Annotated in this window: 18 protein-coding genes, 1 pseudogene and 1 riboswitch; of the genes and pseudogenes, 8 read left to right on the forward strand and 11 right to left on the reverse strand. The window is 69.8% G+C overall.

Annotation, left to right across the window (positions count from 1 at the left end):
- Positions 1-80: 80 nt before the first annotated feature.
- The 4 genes from ACFT7S_RS12905 (at position 81) to ACFT7S_RS12920 (ending at position 6,845) form a co-directional block, all read left to right on the forward strand.
- Positions 81-809 carry a hypothetical protein gene (locus tag ACFT7S_RS12905; protein ID WP_382730486.1) on the forward strand — a complete coding sequence of 243 codons (729 nt, stop codon included), beginning with the start codon at positions 81-83 and terminating at the stop codon, positions 807-809.
- Between the two features lie 178 nt (positions 810-987).
- Positions 988-3,198, forward strand: coding sequence for a HelD family protein (locus ACFT7S_RS12910; protein WP_382730849.1), 2,211 nt, complete (start codon positions 988-990; stop codon positions 3,196-3,198).
- A gap of 230 nt (positions 3,199-3,428) precedes the next feature.
- Entirely contained in the window at positions 3,429-5,384 is a 1,956-nt protein-coding gene (locus ACFT7S_RS12915) for an ATP-binding protein (protein WP_382730488.1), read from the forward strand.
- A gap of 144 nt (positions 5,385-5,528) precedes the next feature.
- Positions 5,529-6,845 carry a phytase gene (locus ACFT7S_RS12920; protein WP_382730491.1) on the forward strand — a complete coding sequence of 439 codons (1,317 nt, stop codon included), beginning with the start codon at positions 5,529-5,531 and terminating at the stop codon, positions 6,843-6,845.
- 21 nt (positions 6,846-6,866) lie between these two features.
- Here ACFT7S_RS12920 and ACFT7S_RS12925 read toward each other — a convergent pair whose 3' ends face one another.
- From ACFT7S_RS12925 to ACFT7S_RS12940, 4 genes are all read right to left on the reverse strand, one after another.
- Positions 6,867-6,986: a hypothetical protein gene (locus tag ACFT7S_RS12925; protein ID WP_382730494.1), complete on the reverse strand. Its 120-nt coding sequence runs from the start codon at positions 6,984-6,986 to the stop codon at positions 6,867-6,869.
- A 60-nt stretch (positions 6,987-7,046) separates the two neighbouring features.
- Positions 7,047-7,262 (reverse strand): hypothetical protein, encoded by a 216-nt coding sequence (locus tag ACFT7S_RS12930; RefSeq protein WP_382730496.1) that lies wholly within the window; start codon positions 7,260-7,262, stop codon positions 7,047-7,049.
- Positions 7,259-8,530: a ricin-type beta-trefoil lectin domain protein gene (locus ACFT7S_RS12935; protein ID WP_382730499.1), complete on the reverse strand. Its 1,272-nt coding sequence runs from the start codon at positions 8,528-8,530 to the stop codon at positions 7,259-7,261. Before ACFT7S_RS12935 ends, ACFT7S_RS12930 begins: the two co-directional genes overlap by 4 nt.
- A 189-nt stretch (positions 8,531-8,719) precedes the next feature.
- Entirely contained in the window at positions 8,720-9,208 is a 489-nt protein-coding gene (locus ACFT7S_RS12940) for a MarR family winged helix-turn-helix transcriptional regulator (protein WP_382730500.1), read from the reverse strand.
- Between the two features lie 98 nt (positions 9,209-9,306).
- Between ACFT7S_RS12940 and ACFT7S_RS12945 the strand changes: the two genes are divergently transcribed.
- Positions 9,307-9,654, forward strand: a complete 348-nt coding sequence (locus ACFT7S_RS12945) for a DoxX family protein (protein ID WP_382730502.1) — start codon at positions 9,307-9,309, stop codon at positions 9,652-9,654.
- Positions 9,655-9,725: 71 nt separating this feature from the next.
- On the opposite strand, the gene ACFT7S_RS12950 is transcribed toward ACFT7S_RS12945, so the two are convergent.
- Positions 9,726-10,154 (reverse strand): pyridoxamine 5'-phosphate oxidase family protein, encoded by a 429-nt coding sequence (locus ACFT7S_RS12950; RefSeq protein WP_382730505.1) that lies wholly within the window; start codon positions 10,152-10,154, stop codon positions 9,726-9,728.
- 139 nt (positions 10,155-10,293) lie between these two features.
- Positions 10,294-10,976, reverse strand: a pseudogene (locus ACFT7S_RS12955) (hypothetical protein).
- A gap of 427 nt (positions 10,977-11,403) precedes the next feature.
- Between ACFT7S_RS12955 and ACFT7S_RS12960 the strand changes: the two are divergent.
- A complete protein-coding gene (locus ACFT7S_RS12960) occupies positions 11,404-12,069 on the forward strand; it encodes a hypothetical protein (protein WP_382730852.1) in 666 nt (221 codons plus the stop codon).
- A 92-nt stretch (positions 12,070-12,161) separates the two neighbouring features.
- Positions 12,162-12,521: a DM13 domain-containing protein gene (locus ACFT7S_RS12965; protein ID WP_382730508.1), complete on the forward strand. Its 360-nt coding sequence runs from the start codon at positions 12,162-12,164 to the stop codon at positions 12,519-12,521.
- A 39-nt stretch (positions 12,522-12,560) separates the two neighbouring features.
- Here ACFT7S_RS12965 and ACFT7S_RS12970 read toward each other — a convergent pair whose 3' ends face one another.
- From ACFT7S_RS12970 to ACFT7S_RS12985, 4 genes are all read right to left on the reverse strand, one after another.
- A complete protein-coding gene (locus tag ACFT7S_RS12970; protein ID WP_382730510.1) occupies positions 12,561-13,583 on the reverse strand; it encodes an ABC transporter substrate-binding protein in 1,023 nt (340 codons plus the stop codon).
- 27 nt (positions 13,584-13,610) lie between these two features.
- Positions 13,611-14,384 (reverse strand): ABC transporter ATP-binding protein, encoded by a 774-nt coding sequence (locus ACFT7S_RS12975; RefSeq protein WP_382730855.1) that lies wholly within the window; start codon positions 14,382-14,384, stop codon positions 13,611-13,613.
- Positions 14,384-15,493 carry a FecCD family ABC transporter permease gene (locus ACFT7S_RS12980; protein WP_382730512.1) on the reverse strand — a complete coding sequence of 370 codons (1,110 nt, stop codon included), beginning with the start codon at positions 15,491-15,493 and terminating at the stop codon, positions 14,384-14,386. The genes ACFT7S_RS12975 and ACFT7S_RS12980 overlap by 1 nt, the downstream gene beginning before the upstream one ends.
- 101 nt (positions 15,494-15,594) lie before the next feature.
- Positions 15,595-15,725: riboswitch (cobalamin riboswitch) on the reverse strand.
- Between the two features lie 57 nt (positions 15,726-15,782).
- Positions 15,783-16,526: an AraC family transcriptional regulator gene (locus ACFT7S_RS12985; RefSeq protein WP_382730515.1), complete on the reverse strand. Its 744-nt coding sequence runs from the start codon at positions 16,524-16,526 to the stop codon at positions 15,783-15,785.
- 54 nt (positions 16,527-16,580) lie between these two features.
- Here ACFT7S_RS12985 and ACFT7S_RS12990 point away from each other — a divergent pair, with 54 nt between their 5' ends.
- Positions 16,581-17,738 (forward strand): MFS transporter, encoded by a 1,158-nt coding sequence (locus tag ACFT7S_RS12990; RefSeq protein ID WP_382730518.1) that lies wholly within the window; start codon positions 16,581-16,583, stop codon positions 17,736-17,738.
- A 49-nt stretch (positions 17,739-17,787) separates the two neighbouring features.
- Here ACFT7S_RS12990 and ACFT7S_RS12995 read toward each other — a convergent pair whose 3' ends face one another.
- Complete coding sequence (locus ACFT7S_RS12995; RefSeq protein WP_382730520.1) at positions 17,788-18,054, reverse strand: hypothetical protein; 267 nt, start codon at positions 18,052-18,054, stop codon at positions 17,788-17,790.
- Positions 18,055-18,288: the final 234 nt, after the last annotated feature.

The raw sequence follows: 18,288 nt of genomic DNA on the forward strand, positions 1-18,288 counted from the left end.
GGCGCATCGCGTGCATCACGCGCAGACCGTGCATCACGCGCAGACCGTGTATCCCGTGCAGACTGTGCAGACTGTGCGGAATGAACGACTATCCCCCGGTGGACCGGCTCCCGGCCCCTCAACGGTACGGAAGCCTGCGCGTGCAGACCTCGGATCTCGGCCCGGCCCGGTGGCTCACCGAACACGCCGCCGGTCAGGGCAACTTCGGGACGGTGGCAGGCGTCGCCGCGCCGGGGTTCGACGCCTACGCGCGGGTTCTGCACCCGGCCTCCCTCGATGAGCGGCCGGTGCGTTGGGCGGCGGTGGCTGCCGCGTACGGGTGCGAGGTGGGGCCGGGCACGCGCTGGCACGAGGTGGTCGGGATGGACCAGGGCTACAACAACGCCTCCGAGTACGGCCTGCCCGGCCTCTGGGACGAGCATCCGGCGGAGGGGCCGACCCCGCTCGCTGTCGCCCAGGCTCTGATCCCCGTCCTGGCCCGGCACACCGGGACGTCCGAGCGCTGCTGGTTCGGGCTGTGGCACGGCTACGGGCGGTGGGACTTCGGCCACGTACCGACTTTCGGGACTCCCGAACGGGATGAAGTGCTGCTCGCCGGCACACTGGCCGAAGCCGTCTCCCCCGTGTCCCTGGACGAGTTCGCCGAACTGCCGGACCTGTGGTGGCCGCAGGACCGCGCCTGGTGCCTGGGCGGTGACGTGGACCTGGTGAGCACGTACGTCGGCGGGTCCCGGGCACTGATCGCGGAACTGCTGGCCGCTCCCGAGCTGGAGACGTACCCGGTGGCGCCCGGCGACAGCGTCGGCTGAGGTCGGCCGTCGCTCCCCGGAGCACAACGAAAATGCCCGGTCCGCAATTGCGGACCGGGCATTTTCAAGAGTATATTGAGTGTTTCTGTGTGCCCACAGAAAAGGCCCCACACCGGGGGCCACTAAGCAACACCATATCCGCCAGGGAGCCATGTTGTCAACTCGGGAAAGCGCCGAATTGCAAGAGGAGCAGGAATTCATCGGCCGGCTCTATGACCGTGTCGACGTGCTGCGCGGAGTCGCCGCAGAGCACGTCGAGGACGCGCTGACGCCGGTGGGTACCGGTATGCAGGCCCGTCTCGAACGCGAGGTGCTCGTCGCCGAACGCTCAGGTCTGCTGGCTGCCCTGAATGCGGTGGACGGCTCACTGTGTTTTGGCCGTATCGATCTCTCCGACGGCACCGCGCACCATATCGGCCGTATCGGAATTCGTGAGGACGATGCCGCCCACACGCCTCTTCTGATCGATTGGCGCGCACCGGTCGCCCGCCCATTCTATCTGGCCACCGGTCACACGCCCATGGGTCTGCGCCGGCGCAGGCACCTCACCACCGAGGGCCGCGTCGTCACCGAGCTGCACGACGAGATCCTCGACCTCGGGGACCAGGAGCGCACCGGCTTCGAGGACCCGAGCGGTGACGCCGTGCTGCTGGCCGCCCTGAGCTCCGCCCGTACCGGCCGCATGGGCGACATCGTGCGGACCATCCAGGCGGAACAGGACCGCATCATCCGCGCCCCTCACCAGGGCGTCCTCGTCGTGGAGGGCGGTCCCGGTACCGGCAAGACGGCGGTGGCGCTGCACCGTGCGGCCTTCCTGCTGTACGAGCACCGCGAGCTGCTGGCCAAGCGCGCCGTCCTGATCGTGGGCCCTAATCCGGCGTTCCTGCGCTACATCGGCGAGGTGCTGCCGGCGCTCGGCGAAACCGGTGTCCTGCTCGCCACGCAGGGCGAACTCTTCCCCGGGGTCCACGCCCGTGGCACGGACACGCCCCGCGCCGCAGCCGTCAAGGGCGGAGAGCCGATGGCGGAGGCGCTCGCCCTCGCCGTACGCGACCGGCAGCGGCTGCCCGAGCCCGGCGCCCCGCTGGTCGTCCCGCACGACGACGGGGACCTCGTCCTCGACTGGGAGATCGCCTACGAGGCCCGGCAGGCGGCCCGCGACACGCGCCTTCCGTACAACCTCGCACGTCCCCACTTCGCCTTCCGGATCATCGACGCCCTCACCGCGCAGCTCACCGAGCGCATCGGTGCCGACCCCTACGGCGGCCCCAACTTCCTCGGGGTCGACGACATCGCCCAGCTCGGCAAGGGCGTCGCCGTCAGCAAGGAGGTGCACTCCGCCATCGACGAGCTGTGGCCGGCGCTCACCCCGGAGGGCTTCCTCACCGACTATCTCGCCGGCCCCGTGTACGTACCGGCCGAGGACGCGGAAGCCATCCGGCGTACGCCCGGTGAGGGAACGTGGACGCCCGCCGACGTTCCGCTGCTCGACGAGGCGGCGGAACTCCTCGGGGTCGACGACAGTGCCGAGCAGGCCGCCGCCGAGGCCGTGCGCCAGGAGCGGATCGCGTACGCGCAGGGCGTGCTGGAGCTGTCGAGGGGCTCGGAGACGTACGAGTTCGAGGACGAGGAGTCCGAGCGCCTCGCCGCCCACGACATCATCGACGCCGAACGGATGGCGGACCGGCAGGAGGAGGCCGATCACCGCAGTGCGGCCGAGCGCGCCGCCGCCGACCGGACCTGGGCGTTCGGGCACATCGTCGTCGACGAGGCGCAGGAGTTGTCGCCGATGGCGTGGCGGCTGCTGATGCGCCGTTCACCGACCCGCTCGCTGACCCTGGTGGGTGACCCCGCGCAGACCTCCGAGGAGGCCGGCGTCGGATCGTGGGAGAGGATCCTGGAGCCGTACGTCGGTGACCGATTCGAGCACGTGCGGCTCAAGGTCAACTACCGTACGCCCGCCGAGATCATGGAGCTGGCCGCCCGGGTCCTCCGTGCCGAGGACCCTTCCTTCGAGCCTCCCGGCTCGGTTCGGTCCACCGGCGAGGTGCCGTGGACGCGGGACGCCGGGGACGACCTGGCGGGCGCGGTGGCGCAGGCGGTCGCGGAGCTGACGCCCGCGGAGGGGCGCCTCGCGGTGATCGCACCGGCGCCGCTGCACGGGGAGATCGCGGCTCCGCTGGACGGAGTCACGGCCGGGGCCGAGCCGGATCTGACCCGCCCGGTGGTCCTGCTCGACCCGCGGCAGGCCAAGGGGCTGGAGTTCGACCATGTGCTGGTCGTGGAGCCCGCCGGGTTCGGGACCAGCGACCTGTACGTGGCGCTGACCCGTGCCACTCAGCGTCTGGGCATCGTCCACCGGGAGGAACTCCCCGAAGCGCTGCGCTGACAGCGGCCCGGGCGCGGCACCACGGCGGTTCCGGCCGGGGGTGCCGTCGTTCGCCCGGGCGCCACGCACGTTCGAGTCGTCGCTTCGGAGGGTGATCTGTCTCCGTTCGACGCCACCTCTGGCCCAAGCACGCGTTGGGGTAGCCGTGCCCTCACAGCAGTGACGGTTCTGCATCGCACGCCCGTACGGGGCGGCGACGGCGTCGACGGGACCGTACGGGGAGCAGCAGAGTGCCGAAGAATGCTGGTGCACCACCGGCCGACAGTGGGAAGCCGATCGGTGGGCCGATCGGCCGTGAGGCGGATACGGCAGCGTTGCGCCGCCTGCTCCTTGACCATCGGCTGGTCACCGTGGCCGGGCAGGTCGGTGTGGGCAAGAGTTCCCTGGCCGGCTTCGTCACCACCGGGCTGCACGGCCGGCGGACCCAGGTCCTGCGGGTCCGGTGGCCACGGACGCGGCCCGGTCGGCGCGGCGAGCTGACCGCGGCGGTCCTGCACGCTGCGACGGGCACCGCACGGCGGCCGGACGCGGGTGCGGCGGATCTGATCAAGGCGTTGCGCGCACGCAAGCTGCTCCTGTACCTCGACGATATCGATCCGGTCCGCGACGAGGGTGTGGGGCTGGTTCAGACGCTGCTCCAGCACCTGCCGAAGCTGCGGGTCCTGGTCACCTCGCGACAGCCTCTGGGGCTCGGCGACGAAGCCGTGCTGCGTATGAAGCCGCTGAGTACCGCCCCGGTGGAGGGTGACCACGGACTCGCCCCGGCGGTACGGCTGTTCGAGAGCAGTGCGCGGGCCGTACGGGAGGATTTCGGCGCCGCGGGCGGGGATCTGGACGCCGTCAGAGACATCTGCCGCGACCTGGGTGGACTGCCTCTCGCCATCGAACTGGCCGCACACCAGCTGGCCCACCACGATGTACGCGATCTGGCGGAGCTGGTGCACCGCCGCCAGGGCTGGCTGGCCGGCCCCGGGATGCCGCTGCCACGCCACCGGTCCCTGCGCCGTGCCATCGGCTCGGCCTATGTGCTCTGCGACAGGACGGACCGGATCGTATGGGCACGTACCAGTGTGTTCGCGGCCTCCTTCGACTCCGCGGCGGCCGAGTTCGTCTGTGTGGGCGGCAGTGTCGCCCCGCATCAGGTGGCGGTCTGCCTCACCCGCCTTGCGGCGGCCGGAATCCTCGAACCCGAAGGCGATCCGGGAGGTCCGAACCGGCCCCGGTACCGGATGACACCGGCCGCACGGGACTTCGGCGCCGAACGGCTCCGCGAGGCCGACGAGTTCGGGGTCGCCGCCGAACGGCACGTGATGCACTGTCAGCGTGTGGCGGAAGCGGCCGAGGAACTGTGGAACACCGGAAGCCAGACACAGGCCGTGCAACTCGTCCACGACGAGGGGGAAGAGCTCGCCATCATGCTGGGGCACCTGCCGCAGCACCCGGAACACGCGGCGCAGCTCCTGAAGGCCGTGGTCAACCTCTGGTTCTGGTGGGCCGTCCATGACGGCGGCGCCGACCTAGGACTCCGCTGCCTGCACCACCTGCGGCCGGCCTCCCGGCCGGATCACCCCGCGGCGCTGGCGGGAGGATGGCTGGCAGCGTGGCTCACCGCACCCGACGACCCGCAGGCCGCGGGCGAGCTGCTGCGCACCACCTGGCTGGAGGCCGTCGTGGCGGGCGACGACGCCGCGCTCGGCCGTATCGCCCATGTCCACGGAGTGCTCGCCCTGTACCGGGGCGATCTGCCGGCCGCGGCCGAGCACTTCCACGAGGCGGCGGACACCACCCCCGTGGACGCACCCGCGGGCCCGTCCACGGCGGTGAGTCTCGCGGCCCTGGCCGTCGCACAGGCCGGTCTGGGTGCCACGGCCGCCCGGCGTACCGCCCGACGCGCTCTCAGCCAGCCGGGCCTGCGCGGCGACACCTGGGCCAGCCTCATCGCACGGTACGCACTGGCCCTCGCGGACTATCAGCAGGGCCGCAGCGGCAGCGCGCTGCGCCGCGCTCGCCGCACGCTGGCGTCCCTCCACCACCATTGGCCGGTCCCGCACGCGGCCCCTGCTCTGGAGCAGCTGATCCACGACATCGAAACCGGCCGGCAGGCACGGATCTATCTCCCCGCCACCGCAACGAACCGGACAGACGTTCCGCCCAAGCACCTCATCGTGTGCCTGCCCTGCCCGTAGGCCGGGAACGCGCCTTTCGCGGAACGGAGTTGGGCACTGAACATCCGGAGCCGACGAGGTCATCCGGGGTTCACCGTGACGTTCCGCAGTCCACACCGAACCCCCATAGCGTCTCGCAGGTCCGCAACGCTACTGAGGAGTATCGTGAGCGCTTCCGCTCTGACAGCTTTGGCCGCCTCCCTCGTGATGGTCACCGGGGCTTCCGCGTCCGGCCCGGTTTCCGTCAACGCGCAGGTGGAGACGCCCGCCGTGTACGACGACGAGGCCGGCGGCAACGCCAATGCCGACGACCCCGCGGTCTGGGTCGACCCCGACAACCCGGGGCGCAGCATCGCGATCGGGACGCTCAAGGAAGCCGGGCTCGACGTCTACGGCCTCGACGGCAGGAGGCTCCAGCACATCGCCGCTCCGGCGGTGCCCGGCGAGGATGCCTCCCCCGGCCGGTTCAACAACGTCGACATCGTCTACGGCTTCGAACTGGGCGGAAAGAAGCGGGACCTGGCGCTCGTGAGCGACCGGGGCCGCGACCGGATACGTGCCTACGTGATCGACCCTGCCGCCGTATCGGCGGGGAGGGCGCCCCTCAAGGACATGACCGCTCCCGGTGTGAAGCCGGTCTTCGCCGCGAGCGAGTCCGAGGTGGACGACCAGCGCACGTCCTACGGCCTTGCCGCGTTCAGTGACGACGGCGACGCCTATGTCGTGGTGTCGCAGCGCGAGGAGAGCCGGCTCCGGCTGCTCGAACTGGAGGACATCGGCGGCCGGGTGGGTTACAGGACCGAGGACACCCTGGATCTCCCCGGCGCCTTCACGCTGCCCGACGGCACCGACTGGACGCCCTGCGCGGACCCCGGCGAGCGCCCGCAGGTCGAGGGCATGGCCGTCGACCAGGAGGAGCACGTGCTCTACGCCGCCCAGGAGGCCGTGGGGCTGTGGCGTATCGAGCTCGACGACGAGGAGTTCGAGACCCCCGAGATGATGGACCGCGTCCGTGAGTACGGCACTCCCTGGACGTACGACGCCGCGGAGGAGGAGTGCGTCCTCGACACCGCCGACGACCCCGGCTTCGGTGGTGAGAACCTGAGCGCGGACGCCGAGGGTGTCACCGTGTACCACGCCGCCGACGGCGCGGGTTATGTGCTCGCCTCCAGCCAGGGGGACAACGCCTTCGCCGTCTACGAGCGGCAGGGCGGCAACGGCTATGTCGGTTCCTTCACCGTCGCCGACAGCGCGGCCACCGACGGTGTGCAGCACTCGGACGGCTCCACCGTCGTCAACGTCCCCCTGGGTGCGGCCTTCCCGAAGGGCCTGCTGATCACCCATGACGGCGAGGCCACCCCGGCGGACGGAGACAGGGAGGGCACCAACTTCAAGTTCACCCGCTGGGACGCCGTCGCCAGCGCGTTTCCCGAGCCGCTGACGACCGACACCAAGTCGTTCGACCCGCGCGACACCGACTGATCGGCCAAGGGCGGCTGGAGGTCAGGCGCGCGGGTACTGGGCGGCGCGAACCGTGATCAACGCGATGCGGCGGGCGGACTCCTCCGGAGAGGCACCGGGCTGCACAATGTGGCTGACCGTCAGCCGCACGATCGTCTCCACCGCGAGGCTGCGGGACTCCGCCGCCGGTGCAGGGCCGGTCGCGGTTGACCGACCAGAACGTCAGCCGCGCCAGGTGACGTTGCTGGGCACAGCCGTAAATGGTCCGGAAGTCGTCGACGCGACGTCGACGCACTTTCCGCCGAGCCCGGTGATCTGCCCGGTGGCCGCCGCCGCGCCGCTCGCGGGGGCACCGGTCAGCCCGGTGAGGAATGCCGCGGCGACCGCTGTGCCCAGTACGCCGCGGACCACGGGCCCACTCAGGAGCCTCGTGGTCATCGGGTCACCGTCCACTTCTGGTTGGCGGCACCGGTGCAGGTCCAGATCTGCAGCCGGGTGCCGTTGGCTGAGCTGCCGCCGCTGGCGTCGAGGCACTTGTCGGCCTGGGGGTTGACGATGTCGCGGGCCGCGGGCACGGCCCACTGCTGAGCGGCGCTCCCGTTGCACTCCCACAACTGGGTACGCGTGCCGTCGGCCGTACCGCCCGATGCCACGTCCAGACACTTGCCGAGCGCGCGGACCGTGCCGTCGCCTCCGACGCTCCACTGCTGCGCGGCGGAGCCGTTGCAGTCGTAGAGCTGCACGGGCGTGCCGTTGGCGCTGTCGGCGTCGGCCACATCCACGCACTTGCCGCCGATGCCGGTAATGGGGCCGCTGCCGCCCGGAACGGCGGTGTCGGTGCTCACGCGGACGTAGTCGACCAGGAGTTGCTGGGGGAAGACCGTGCTGCCGTCGGGGTCGCCCGGCCAGTAGCCGCCGACCGCGAGATTGAGGATCAGGAAGAACGGCTTGTCGAAGACCCACTGGCGCCCACCGAGGTCGGCGGGGGTACGGCGCTGGTAGACGGTGCCGTCGACGTACCAGGTGATCGCGTTCGGGCTCCAGTCGACGGTGAAGGTGTGGAAGGCGTCCGCGAACGCCTGGCCGCCGGGCAGGGTGTAGCCGGCGCCGATGCCGCCCGAGCCGGAGTAGCCGGGGCCGTGGAGCGTGCCATGGACGGTGGACGGCTCGAAGCCGACGTTCTCCATGATGTCGATCTCGCCCGAGTTCGGCCACCCCACCTGCCCGATGTCGTTGCCCAGCATCCAGAACGCCGGCCAGATGCCCTGCCCGCGCGGAATCTTCATCCGGGCCTCGACGCGGCCGTACGTCGTGGTGAACTTTCCGGCCGTGTTCAGCCGGGCGGAGGTGTACTCGCAACGCCCGTACCAGCACTGGTAGTTGTCCGGGTTCTCCCGGCGGGCGGTGATGACCAGATGACCCTGCCCGTCCAGGGCGGCGTTGCGGTTGCCTGCGGTGTAGAACTGCCGCTCGTGGTTGGCAACGTTGTCGCCCGTCTCGATCTGCCACTTTCCACCGTCGACGGCGGAACCGGCGGCCCCGTCGAACTCGTCGGAGAACGTCACGGCGGCCGCTGCGGCCGTACGCGCGGAGGGTTCCGTCACGGGCGGGGGTGCGCCCTGGGCCAGCCCGGTGGACAGCGATGCGAGGGCGAGGACCGAGATGAGCGACACCAGCAGACGCCGGGATGGACGCGGGGAATCCATGGCTGTCCCTTCATGAAACATGGTGGGGGAAAGGGTATGCATGTCATGCATATGACAGGTCCGAGAGATGGCGGGTAGCGAACTCGCCCCAGGGGGCGCTTACTTCACTACGTGATTTACGGAGTGAGTGATAGCCCTGTCAAGGGTTTGGTACGGACCAGCGCCATCACACCGCGCAGTCCAGCACCTTCACTCCCCGCAGCTGAAGTCCTCCGGCGAGGTCCGCAGCTTGCCGAGCAGGCCCCGCAGAGCGGCGAGTTCACGTTCGGACAGGTCCGCGAGCAGCTCTCGCTCCACGGTGTCGAGTGCGACATCCGACGCCCGGAGGCGTGAGGACCCTTCAGGGGTGATCTCCACGATGTGCCGACGACGATCGGCGGGGTCGCGCATGCGGCGTACGAGATCGTCGCCCTCGAGATCGTTGAGCAGGGCGACCAGCACGCTCGGGTCCACGTCGAGCTTCTCGATGAGCGCCTTCTGTGTGACCGGCCCATCGGCGAGCTGAAGGAGGGCCATCACATGCCTGGGCGTGAGCCCGGTCGTGGCGAGGGCCTTGCGGATCAGCGTCTCGGTGATGCCGCCGTGGTAGGCGAGCAGGAATCCGAGGCGGTAGTCCGGGTCGCCGGGGGACGCGGCGGAGCCCGCCGATCGCTGGGTGACCCTGCCCTGAGCTGCCATACCCATACCGTATCAGGGCCTCTATTGTGAACCCAGGCAAATCATTGATAGCCTTCAACGATATAGAGTCATCCATCATTGAAGACCTTGGGGTAACCATGTTCGTCGCCTACGCGATAGTCGGCATCCTTCTCGCTCTCGCCCTCAGCGCCTCGGCCACGCTGACCTTCACCCGCCACGAGGCCATCACCGCCTCGATGAGCAAGGTGGGCGTGCCCGGGTCCTGGTTCCCCCGACTTGCCGCGCTCAAGGCCGCGGGCGCCGTCGGACTCGTGGTGGGCCTCGCGGTGCCGGTGATCGGGTCGGCGGCCGCGATCGGCGTCGTCCTCTACTTCATCGGCGCGGTCATCACCCATCTCCGCGCGAAGGACTTCGAGATCGCCGCGCCGGTGATCCTCGCCCTGCTGGCCGCTGCCGCACTCGTGCTGCGGGTGATGTCGGCCTGAGCCCTCGGCGAAGCCTCTTGCGGCGGCCCGGCCCGGTGCCCCGGTGAGGCCCCGGGGCACCGAGTACGGCTTCAAATCCGGCCGAGGTCCGAACTGACCCAGCGCTGCGGCCGCATCCGGATCACCACCTGCTCACCGTGGTTCTCCCAGGCGAAGTCGACGTAGCCGGCGACCTTTTCGGCGGGCAGATAGCGCGCCGACACCTCTTCCAGGTCGCCGCGCGTCGCGTCGCGGGTCTCGGTGACGGGTCCCTCGACGGACACGTACCGGATCGTCGGCTCCACCCGGTCGACGAGCAGCGAGAACCGGCCTGCCGCGCCGATCAGTTCGGCCTTGCGCGAGGTGCGCCCGGTCAGGACCCAGATGTCGCCGCCCGCCGCGTACTGGTACCAGACCGGCACGCTGAGCGGAGCCCGGTCACTGTCCTGCGTCGCCACGGCCAGGGCGGCGACATGGGGCTCGGCGAGGAATTGTTCGCGCTCTTCACGGGTGAGTGCCACTGCAAACTCCTTCGTACGGGAATCGGGGGCGCAGGCCCTCTCATATGACCGCCCAGTGTGCCGCCACCCCCCGCACCCGACCGTTTGCCCGCCCGGAGGGCGTGTCGTGTCTCCAGCCCGGCCCACCTGGTGGGAACGGTCAGCCGAAGCGATGGAAGAGCTCCTCGACGTACTCCTCCAGCCTGCTGGTGAGCAGGGCCGGAGTCAGGTCGTCGCGTCCCAGGTCCCGCCAGGGCTCCGCGACCTTGTCGGCATCCGGAGCGAACGCGAGCGCATCCAGGACACGCCAGTACAGGTGAGCCGCGGGGTCCTCGCTCAGCGTGCCGCCGGAAGCCAGGTAGCGATCGGCCAGCCGCATTCCCTCCTGGACGCCGTACAGCAGCGCCAGGGCTGTCGAACAGTGGGCCACGTCCGGTTCGGCCGGTCCCCAGGACGTTCTCCACGCAGTCGACGCCGCACGCTGCCGGGCAGCAGCGACATCAGCAACGACGGGTGGCCGCAATGCACCGCCGTCGCGTCAACTCCCCTGAACCCGGCCACCGGTACGCCGGTCGGACCGAGCAGGCGCAGGATGTCCGCTTCTCGGGTGAGCAGTCCCTGCGCGTGCCGCACATAGAAGGGTTTGACGAATGACCTCAGCACGAGCCACTGCGGCTCTCCCGTTCCGCTGAGGCGCAGACGCCGCATCTCCGACGTCCATCCACCACGCAGCCGTTCGGTGGTGTCGATGCGGCACCCTCCGCCAACAAGCCGCTCCACCCAAGCGCGCGTACGGTCATCAACGTCCTCGCCCAGCAACGCCACACCCTCATCCGCAACCATGTGCCCGCCCGAACTCGAAATGACCTGGTCACGAACCATAGACCACGACACGAACGTTGAGTTTCGTGGACCTTAACGGGAAACTGCGGAAGCAATAATGCAGCACGACGGTTTGTCGAGACTCCCCGAAATACCGTCAATTCATTGCCGTACATAACCTCCCGCCCTTACGCTGAGGCCGCTTCGCCGAGTGGCGCAGCGACTGCCGAAGCACCCAGGGAGGGGTGCTGACCGCAGTTTTCGGGGGTGCGGAGAAATTCGGGTATGGCTCCGCCATGCGCAAGAAATGGTTGTCGGCGTGCGTGAAGCAGCTGGTGACGGCGTGTCGTTAATTTCCTGAGGAAGCGACCGGAAGCCCCTCGCGGTCCCGATATCGCAATGCCCCCGAAATCCGTTTGACGAAAGGTAAGGAATACCTGTGCGACGCATAACCTCCGTCCTTCTTTCTCTGAGCGCCCTGCTGGCGGCCTCCGCGTCGACCGCGCCCATGGCCGGAGCCGCCCCGCAGGCCGACCGGCCGGCCGCGGTGCCCAGCGGGTGGGAAGCGGTGGACGGCGCAGAACTGGCGCGGATCACCGGGGAGACAGACGCTCTGAGGGCTCCGTCCGCCACCGCTGACGGGCTCTCCGCCACGGCCGAGGAGCCCGATCTCCTGGCCATGCAGTCGGTCCGCAACGGACAGTTCGTCGCGACCGAGCTCAACTACACCGCCCCGAACACCGGTGTGCTGCGGGCTCGTTCCGCCGAGTACGGCGGCGCCTGGGAGGGCTTCGCCTTCGAGTGGGACGCGCTCACCGAGACGTACGCCCTGAGATCCCTGGCGAACAACCGCTACGTGGCCGTCGAGAAGAACTTCACCGGCAGCGCCCAGAACGTGCTGCGCGCCCGTTCCACAAGTGTGAGCGGCTGGGAGCGGTTCACCGTGTTCCACAACGAGGAACTGGGCCACTGGGCGCTCCAGTCCACGCTGAACGGGCTCTTCGTCACCATGGAGAACAGCTACACCGGATCGCTCCAGTACGCGCTGCGCGCTCGCTCCACCGCCATCACCGGCGCCTGGGAGGAGTTCGTCCTCTACGACATCAGCGCCTGACGCCCGTCCCCCACCCACCGGTGCTCGCGCGCCGGTGGGTGGACGTGACGGACCGCCGTAATGAATCGGTATGCCGCGACAGAGGCAGAACGATGGCACGTGCGAGGCGCCTGTTCAGCAGACCGGTATTCCAAGGGGTCTTGATCGTGGCCGCACTGGCGGTGGGCGCGGGGCTCTACCTGTTCCAGCCCTGGAAGGCATGGCAGGACGAGACCGTCCGGGAGGAGTTCCCCACAGCTGCCGGTACGCCCGCGGCGGAGGAGCCGCGAACGGCCGGCTGGGGTGTCTTCGACGACGGAGAGCACATGAGCCTCGGCAAGCTCAAGGGCAACATGGGCTATCAGAACTACGCCCTGCCCTCCGGCATCGACCTGGACCGTTTCAGCAGCGTCACCATCTGGTGCGACCGCTTCAACGTCTCCTTCGGGGCGGCCCAGCTCTCTCGTGTCTGAGTGACGGTGGCCGTGGGCGGGACGGCATGCGGACCGGGTTCATGAAGCCAACTTCCTCAGCTCCGCGGCCAGCGAGCTGATGGCCGCGGGGTTGCGCGGGCTCTCCACCAGGTCCACGTAGTCGAGGACGACGATCCGGTCGTTCTTGATCGCCGAGACGTTGGCGAGCGGCTTGTAGGACTTCAGGAACTTCCGCTTCTGGTCCGCGCCGGTGTCTCCGTAGTTGTTGATCACGATGACCTCGGGGTCACGGTCGACCACCGTCTCCCAGCCCACCGTCGTCCAGCTGTCCTTGAGGTCCTTCATGATGTGGTCGCCGCCCGCCTTGGTGATGATGTCGTGCGGCCCGGCGTACGCACCGGAGGTCAGCGGCTTGTCCTTGCCGTCGTCATAGAGGAAGACGCGCGGGCGGTCGGTTCCCGCCGCCGCCTTCGCCTGCGCCGCGGCGACCTCCTTCCGGAACGACGTGATGAGGGTTTCCGCCCGGTCCTCGACGTCGAATATCCGCCCCAGGTTGCGCAGGTCGGTGTAGAGCGCGTCGAGCGGCGCCATCACCCCGCGCGCCTTGCCCTGCCCGTTGCGGCACGACTCGCTCAGCAGGTAGGAGTCGATACCCACGCGCTGCAGCTCGGCAGGGGTGAAGCCCTCCCCCTCGTTGAAGCCGTAGTTCCAGCCCGCGAAGACCAGATCGGCACGGGCGTCGAGGACCAGCTCCTTGTTGATCGTCTCCTTCGAGAGCCACTTGGTCTTCTGGTAGCCGCCCTTCCAGGGCACGGACGTGAGATCTCCCTTGTCGTCGGGCATGACGTACCCCGCCATGTGGTCTTCGAGTTCGAGCGCGAACATGATCTCGGTGATGCCGACGTCATTGGTGACCACGCGCTGCGGGGCCTTGTCGTAGGTCTTCTTCTCACCGCAGTTCTCGACGGTCACCGGGTAGTGGCCTCTCGCTGCTCCGGAGGCGCTCTTCCGGTCGCCCTGCGAGGCGACGTCCGCTCCACAGCCGGTGAGGACCAGAGCGGCGGCGAGCACGAGTGCGGCGGGGCGTACGGGGTTCGGCATGGTGACAGGGGCTCCTTGGAACATCGGTTACGCGGCGAGGAGGCGGTCGAAAAGCAGCTGTACCGCGCCGGTCTCCGGGTGCGGTACGCGATGCGCCCGTACGCCGAAGACGTCGGCCAGCAACTCGGGTGTGAGGACATCGTGCGGAGCGCCGGACGCGACGATCCGGCCGCCGTCGATGACATGGATGAGGTCGCAGTGGAGTGCCGCGAGGTTGAGATCGTGCAGCGCGGTGAGGACGGTCAGTCCGCTCTCGCGCACCAGCGCCAGCACCTCAAGCTGCTGCGAGATGTCCAGGTGGTTGGTGGGCTCGTCGAGCACCAGGATTCGGGGCTGCTGAGCCAGCGCGCGGGCGATCAGAACGCGCTGCTTCTCACCGCCGGAAAGGGTGAGAAAGCCGCGATCGGCGAGGTGGCCGGCGCCGACTCCCGCCAGGGCGGCCTCGCACGTACGCCGGTCCTCGTCGGTGGTCCGGGCCATGGACCGCTGGTGCGGCAGCCGCCCCATCGCCACGACCTCGGCGACCGTGAAATCGAATTCGGTGACCGCCTCCTGGGGAAGCGCGGCGAGCCGGCGGGCGCTTTCGCGCGCACTCATCGCGTAGAGGTCCTCGTCGCCGAGCCGGACTGTGCCGGCCGAGGGGCGCAGGGCTCGGTAGACACACCGCAACAACGTGGACTTCCCGCTGCCGTTGGGCCCGACGAGGCCGACGAACTGCCCCTCGCCCGCTCGCAGCGTGACGTCGTCCACAAGTCGCGCGCCGGAGATCTCGACCGTCAGTTCATCGATGTCGATCCGCATCATGCGCCTCCGAACGTGTACGAGCGACGGCGCATGAGCAGGACGAAACACGGCACGCCGATGACCGCGGTCAGTACGCCCACGGGCAGCTCGGCCGGTGCGAGGACCACGCGGGAGAGGACGTCCACCCAGATCAGCAGGACGGCGCCCGCGAGCGGCGCGACGGCCAAGAGCCTGCGGTGGTCCGCGCCGACCAGCATCCGTGCGGCGTGCGGGACCATCAGGCCGACGAAGCCGATCGCACCGCTCACCGCGACGACCGCCCCTGTGACGGCCGCGGAGACGAGGAACAGCTCCTTGCGCAGCCGTCCCGCGTCCACCCCCAGCGCGGCAGCGGTTTCGTCGCCCATGGCGAGGGCGTTCAGGCGACGCGCCGACCATGCGAGGTGGGCGAGGCCGGCGAACACGGCCGTCGCGGCGATCGGCACGGAGGCCCAGGTGGCTCCGCCGAGGCTGCCGAGCAGCCACATCATCGCGGAGCGTGCCGCTTCGCCGCGCTCGGCGGCGAACACCATGAACGTGGTGACGGCCGAGAAGCCGTAGTACATCGCGGTACCCGTCAGGACAAGCCGCAGCGGGGTCAGGCCGCGATCGGTGCGGGCGATCGCGTACACCAGCACCATGGCGAGGAGGGCGGAGACGAAGGCCGCCGAGGACAGGGCCCAGATACCGAACGCGCCGAACGCGCCGAAGATGAGTACGGCGTTGGCGCCGACGGCCGCGCCCGAGGAGATACCGAGGACGAACGGGTCGGCCAAGGCGTTACGGACCATGGCCTGCACGGCGACGCCGATGGCCGACAGTCCTGCCCCGACGACCGCGGCCAGGACGGCTCGCGGAAAGCGCAGTTCCCAGACGATGGTGTACGCCGGGACCTCGTCGGGGGCTATGGGTCCGCCCGTGAGCCCGGCCCAGAGATAGTGCACCACCTCTGCCCAGGAGAGCCCCGACGCCCCGGTTCCGGCGCCGAAGGCGAGGGACACCGGGAGCGCGACGCACAGGCAGGTCAGGAGCAGCGGCAGTGACACGCGCTTGGGGGGCGCGGGCCCTGCTTTGGTGGGGGCGGCACGCGGCGGCACGGCGGGTATGCGTTCGAGCGATGTGGCCACGGGCGGGTCTCTTTCGCCTCGGGCCGTGCGCCTACGTATTCAAAGGAGCAGCCCGGGACTCGGGGCCCCTGTGCAGCACCTCTCGCAGTCCACGGCGAATTGACAGGAGCCATCACCACCGCGGGAAATCGGGCTTACGGAGACCTGTGTGGGCTCCGCCTACCGTTGCGGGTCAGCGCCGGACTTCGACCGGACTTCCCCCGCGGGGCGCATGCAGCTTAGCGCGGAACGTCCTGACCCACCGGCTGCCGCCGGCCCGACCACCGCCACGCACGCGAGGAGTCGGCGCTCAGCCCGTGGGGTGCGTGCCCGGTGTGTGGCCGAAGGTACGGCGGAAGACGTCGATGAACGCGCTGGCGGACGACCAGCCGCAGAGATGCGCGACCGCGGTGACGGGCGTGTGCTCGGCCAGCAGGACCACCGCTTGGTGGAGCCGCAACTGGGTGCGCCACTGCGGGAACGTCATACCGAGGTCGCTGCGGAACAACCGGGACAGGGTGCGGTCGCTCGCCCCCACCTCACGACCCAGTTCGGCGAGGGTACGGCTGTCCGCCGGATCGGCGCACAGGATGTCGCACAGGGCCCGCAGCAGGGGCACGGTCGGTGTGGGCAGGTGCAGTGGCTCTTGGGGCGAGGCGCGCAGTTGGTCGAGCAACACGGCGCGCAGCCGGGCCCGTTCGGGGTTGTCATCGCCCGGGGGGCGGGTATAGGCGACGATCAGTTCGCGCAGCAGCGGCCCCACGGCGAGTACGGTCGGCGTCTCCAGAGCGAGTGGATTCTCCGTCTCGGGCAGCCCCACGAGGTGCAGTTCGAGTTCGCCGTGGGCCTGGTGGGCATGCACGGTGCCGGCGGGGACCCAGATGGCGCGGGTGGCCGGGGCGACCCAGGAGCCCGCGCCGGTGGTGACGGCCAGCACTCCGCGCCCGGCGTAGACGATCTGGTGGTCGTCATGCCGGTGGGCGTCGATCGCTGCGCCGGGTGCCAGCCGCTGGGTACGGGTCGGGGCGACCGATGTATGGCGGATGTTCGTCATCGCCTGGCAGATTATCGGAAGTGCGACACCATGTCAGGCTCCGATCATGACGGGGTGCGAAGGAATCCGTCCCTCATCCTGTTGTCCATCGGGCACGCCTGCGTCGACGTCTACCAGGGCGCCGTGGCGTCCCTGGTGCCGTTCTTCGTCGCCGAGCGCGCCTACAGCTATGCGGCCGTCTCCGGCATCGTGCTCGCCGCCTCCCTGCTCTCGTCGGTGGCACAACCGGTCTTCGGTGCCCTCACCGACCGCTGGGCGATGCCCTGGCTGCTGCCGAGCAGCACGCTGCTGGGCGGTCTGGGTATCGCACTGAGCGGGGTGAGCGGCTCTTATGCGCTGACCCTCGTGTTCGTGGCGGTGTCCGGCGTGGGTGTGGCCGCCTATCACCCCGAGTCCGCCCGGGTGGCCCGGCTCGCCGGCCGGGGCAGCCACAGCGCGATGGGCTGGTTCTCGTTGGGCGGCAACCTCGGCTTCGCGGTGGCTCCGCTCGTGGTCACCGCCGTTGTCTCCCTCGGCGGTCTGCGCCTGACACCGCTCCTGGTGCTGCCGGCGCTTGTCGGCACCGCACTGTGTGTGCCTGTGCTCCGGGCACTGGAGCGGCGTCGGTCCGCCGGAACCGGTACGACGATGGCGGCCGGGCCCGATGACCGGGCGTCGTTCGCGAAACTGTCGCTGGCCGTGGTGTGCCGGTCGATCGTCTTCATCGGCCTGAGCACCTTCATCTCGCTGTACGCCACGGAGCGCATGGGCGGCAGCAGGGCGGCGGGCACCGCGGCGCTGTTCGTGCTCTATCTCGGCGGCGCGGCGGGCTCCGTGCTGGGCGGTGCGCTGGCCGACCGCTGGGACCGGGTCACGGTCGCGCGCTGGTCGTACCTGCTCACTTCCGGGTCCGTCGCGGGCCTGGTCCTCGTACCGGGCCCGGCGTTGTATCTGTTCGTGGCGCTGACCTCGGCCGGTCTGTACGTCCCGTTCTCGCTCCAGGTCACGCTTGCGCAGGACTACCTGCCCTCCCGGGTCGGCACGGCCAGCGGGGTCACGCTCGGGCTGACTGTCAGCATCGGCGGTCTGGTGGCTCCCCTCATCGGCAGCATCGCCGACGCGACGTCCCTGCAGACCGCCCTGGTGCCACTGGCCCTGATGCCCGCACTGAGCTGGCTGCTGTTCCGCACCCTGCCCGAACCCGCCGTGCCGGCTTCGCTGCGCGGCTCCTGATGTCGCCCGGTGGTTCTGCCTCACCCTCCGGGCGACGTATGCACCGCCCTTATGCGGAGGGAGCGTTCGTCCTGCGCACACGGCGCATCGTGTACCAGCCGGCGGTCAGGAGCCCGATCGCCGCGGTGGCGATGGACAGAACTGTCGCGCCGGTGGAAGCAAGGCTGCCGCCGGTGCCGCCTGCTGCGGAGATGCCACCGACCGTGGTGCCACCGCTCACAGAGGTGCCTCCGGCCGTGGCGCCACCGCCCGAAGTGCCGCTGCTCGCCCCGCCGGAGGAGCCCGTGCCGCCAGGCCTGATCTGACATGGCCTCACGTGTCAATCACTCCTTCACCGCCTCCACACACCCCGGTTACCACTATCAACTTCCGTCCGGCATAAACCTCGTGGACCGTGGGGCGAGCGACGCACACAGGGGTGATCCGGCGCCCCGAGCGCTTCCGGCAGCGGTTGCCGGAGACACCGGCTGTCGACGGCACAACCGCATGTGAGAGATTGTCACTCCTCTTGTGAAGGCCTCGAACGACCCTGGAGGACCGGGAGCAGGAG

Origin of the sequence: Streptomyces sp. NPDC057136 (assembly GCF_042670885.1) — a bacterium.
GTDB lineage: Bacteria > Actinomycetota > Actinomycetes > Streptomycetales > Streptomycetaceae > Streptomyces.

Excerpts from the sequence above, each read along its gene's own strand:
- ACFT7S_RS12905 (WP_382730486.1), top strand. The coding sequence starts at position 81 with ATGAACGACTATCCCCCGGTGGACCGGCTCCCGGCCCCTCAACGGTAC.
- ACFT7S_RS12930 (WP_382730496.1), bottom strand. The coding sequence starts at position 7,262 with ATGACCACGAGGCTCCTGAGTGGGCCCGTGGTCCGCGGCGTACTGGGC.
- ACFT7S_RS12935 (WP_382730499.1), bottom strand. The coding sequence starts at position 8,530 with ATGGATTCCCCGCGTCCATCCCGGCGTCTGCTGGTGTCGCTCATCTCG.
- ACFT7S_RS12940 (WP_382730500.1), bottom strand. The coding sequence starts at position 9,208 with ATGGCAGCTCAGGGCAGGGTCACCCAGCGATCGGCGGGCTCCGCCGCG.
- ACFT7S_RS12945 (WP_382730502.1), top strand. The coding sequence starts at position 9,307 with ATGTTCGTCGCCTACGCGATAGTCGGCATCCTTCTCGCTCTCGCCCTC.
- ACFT7S_RS12965 (WP_382730508.1), top strand. The coding sequence starts at position 12,162 with ATGGCACGTGCGAGGCGCCTGTTCAGCAGACCGGTATTCCAAGGGGTC.
- ACFT7S_RS12970 (WP_382730510.1), bottom strand. The coding sequence starts at position 13,583 with ATGCCGAACCCCGTACGCCCCGCCGCACTCGTGCTCGCCGCCGCTCTG.
- ACFT7S_RS12975 (WP_382730855.1), bottom strand. The coding sequence starts at position 14,384 with ATGCGGATCGACATCGATGAACTGACGGTCGAGATCTCCGGCGCGCGA.
- ACFT7S_RS12985 (WP_382730515.1), bottom strand. The coding sequence starts at position 16,526 with ATGACGAACATCCGCCATACATCGGTCGCCCCGACCCGTACCCAGCGG.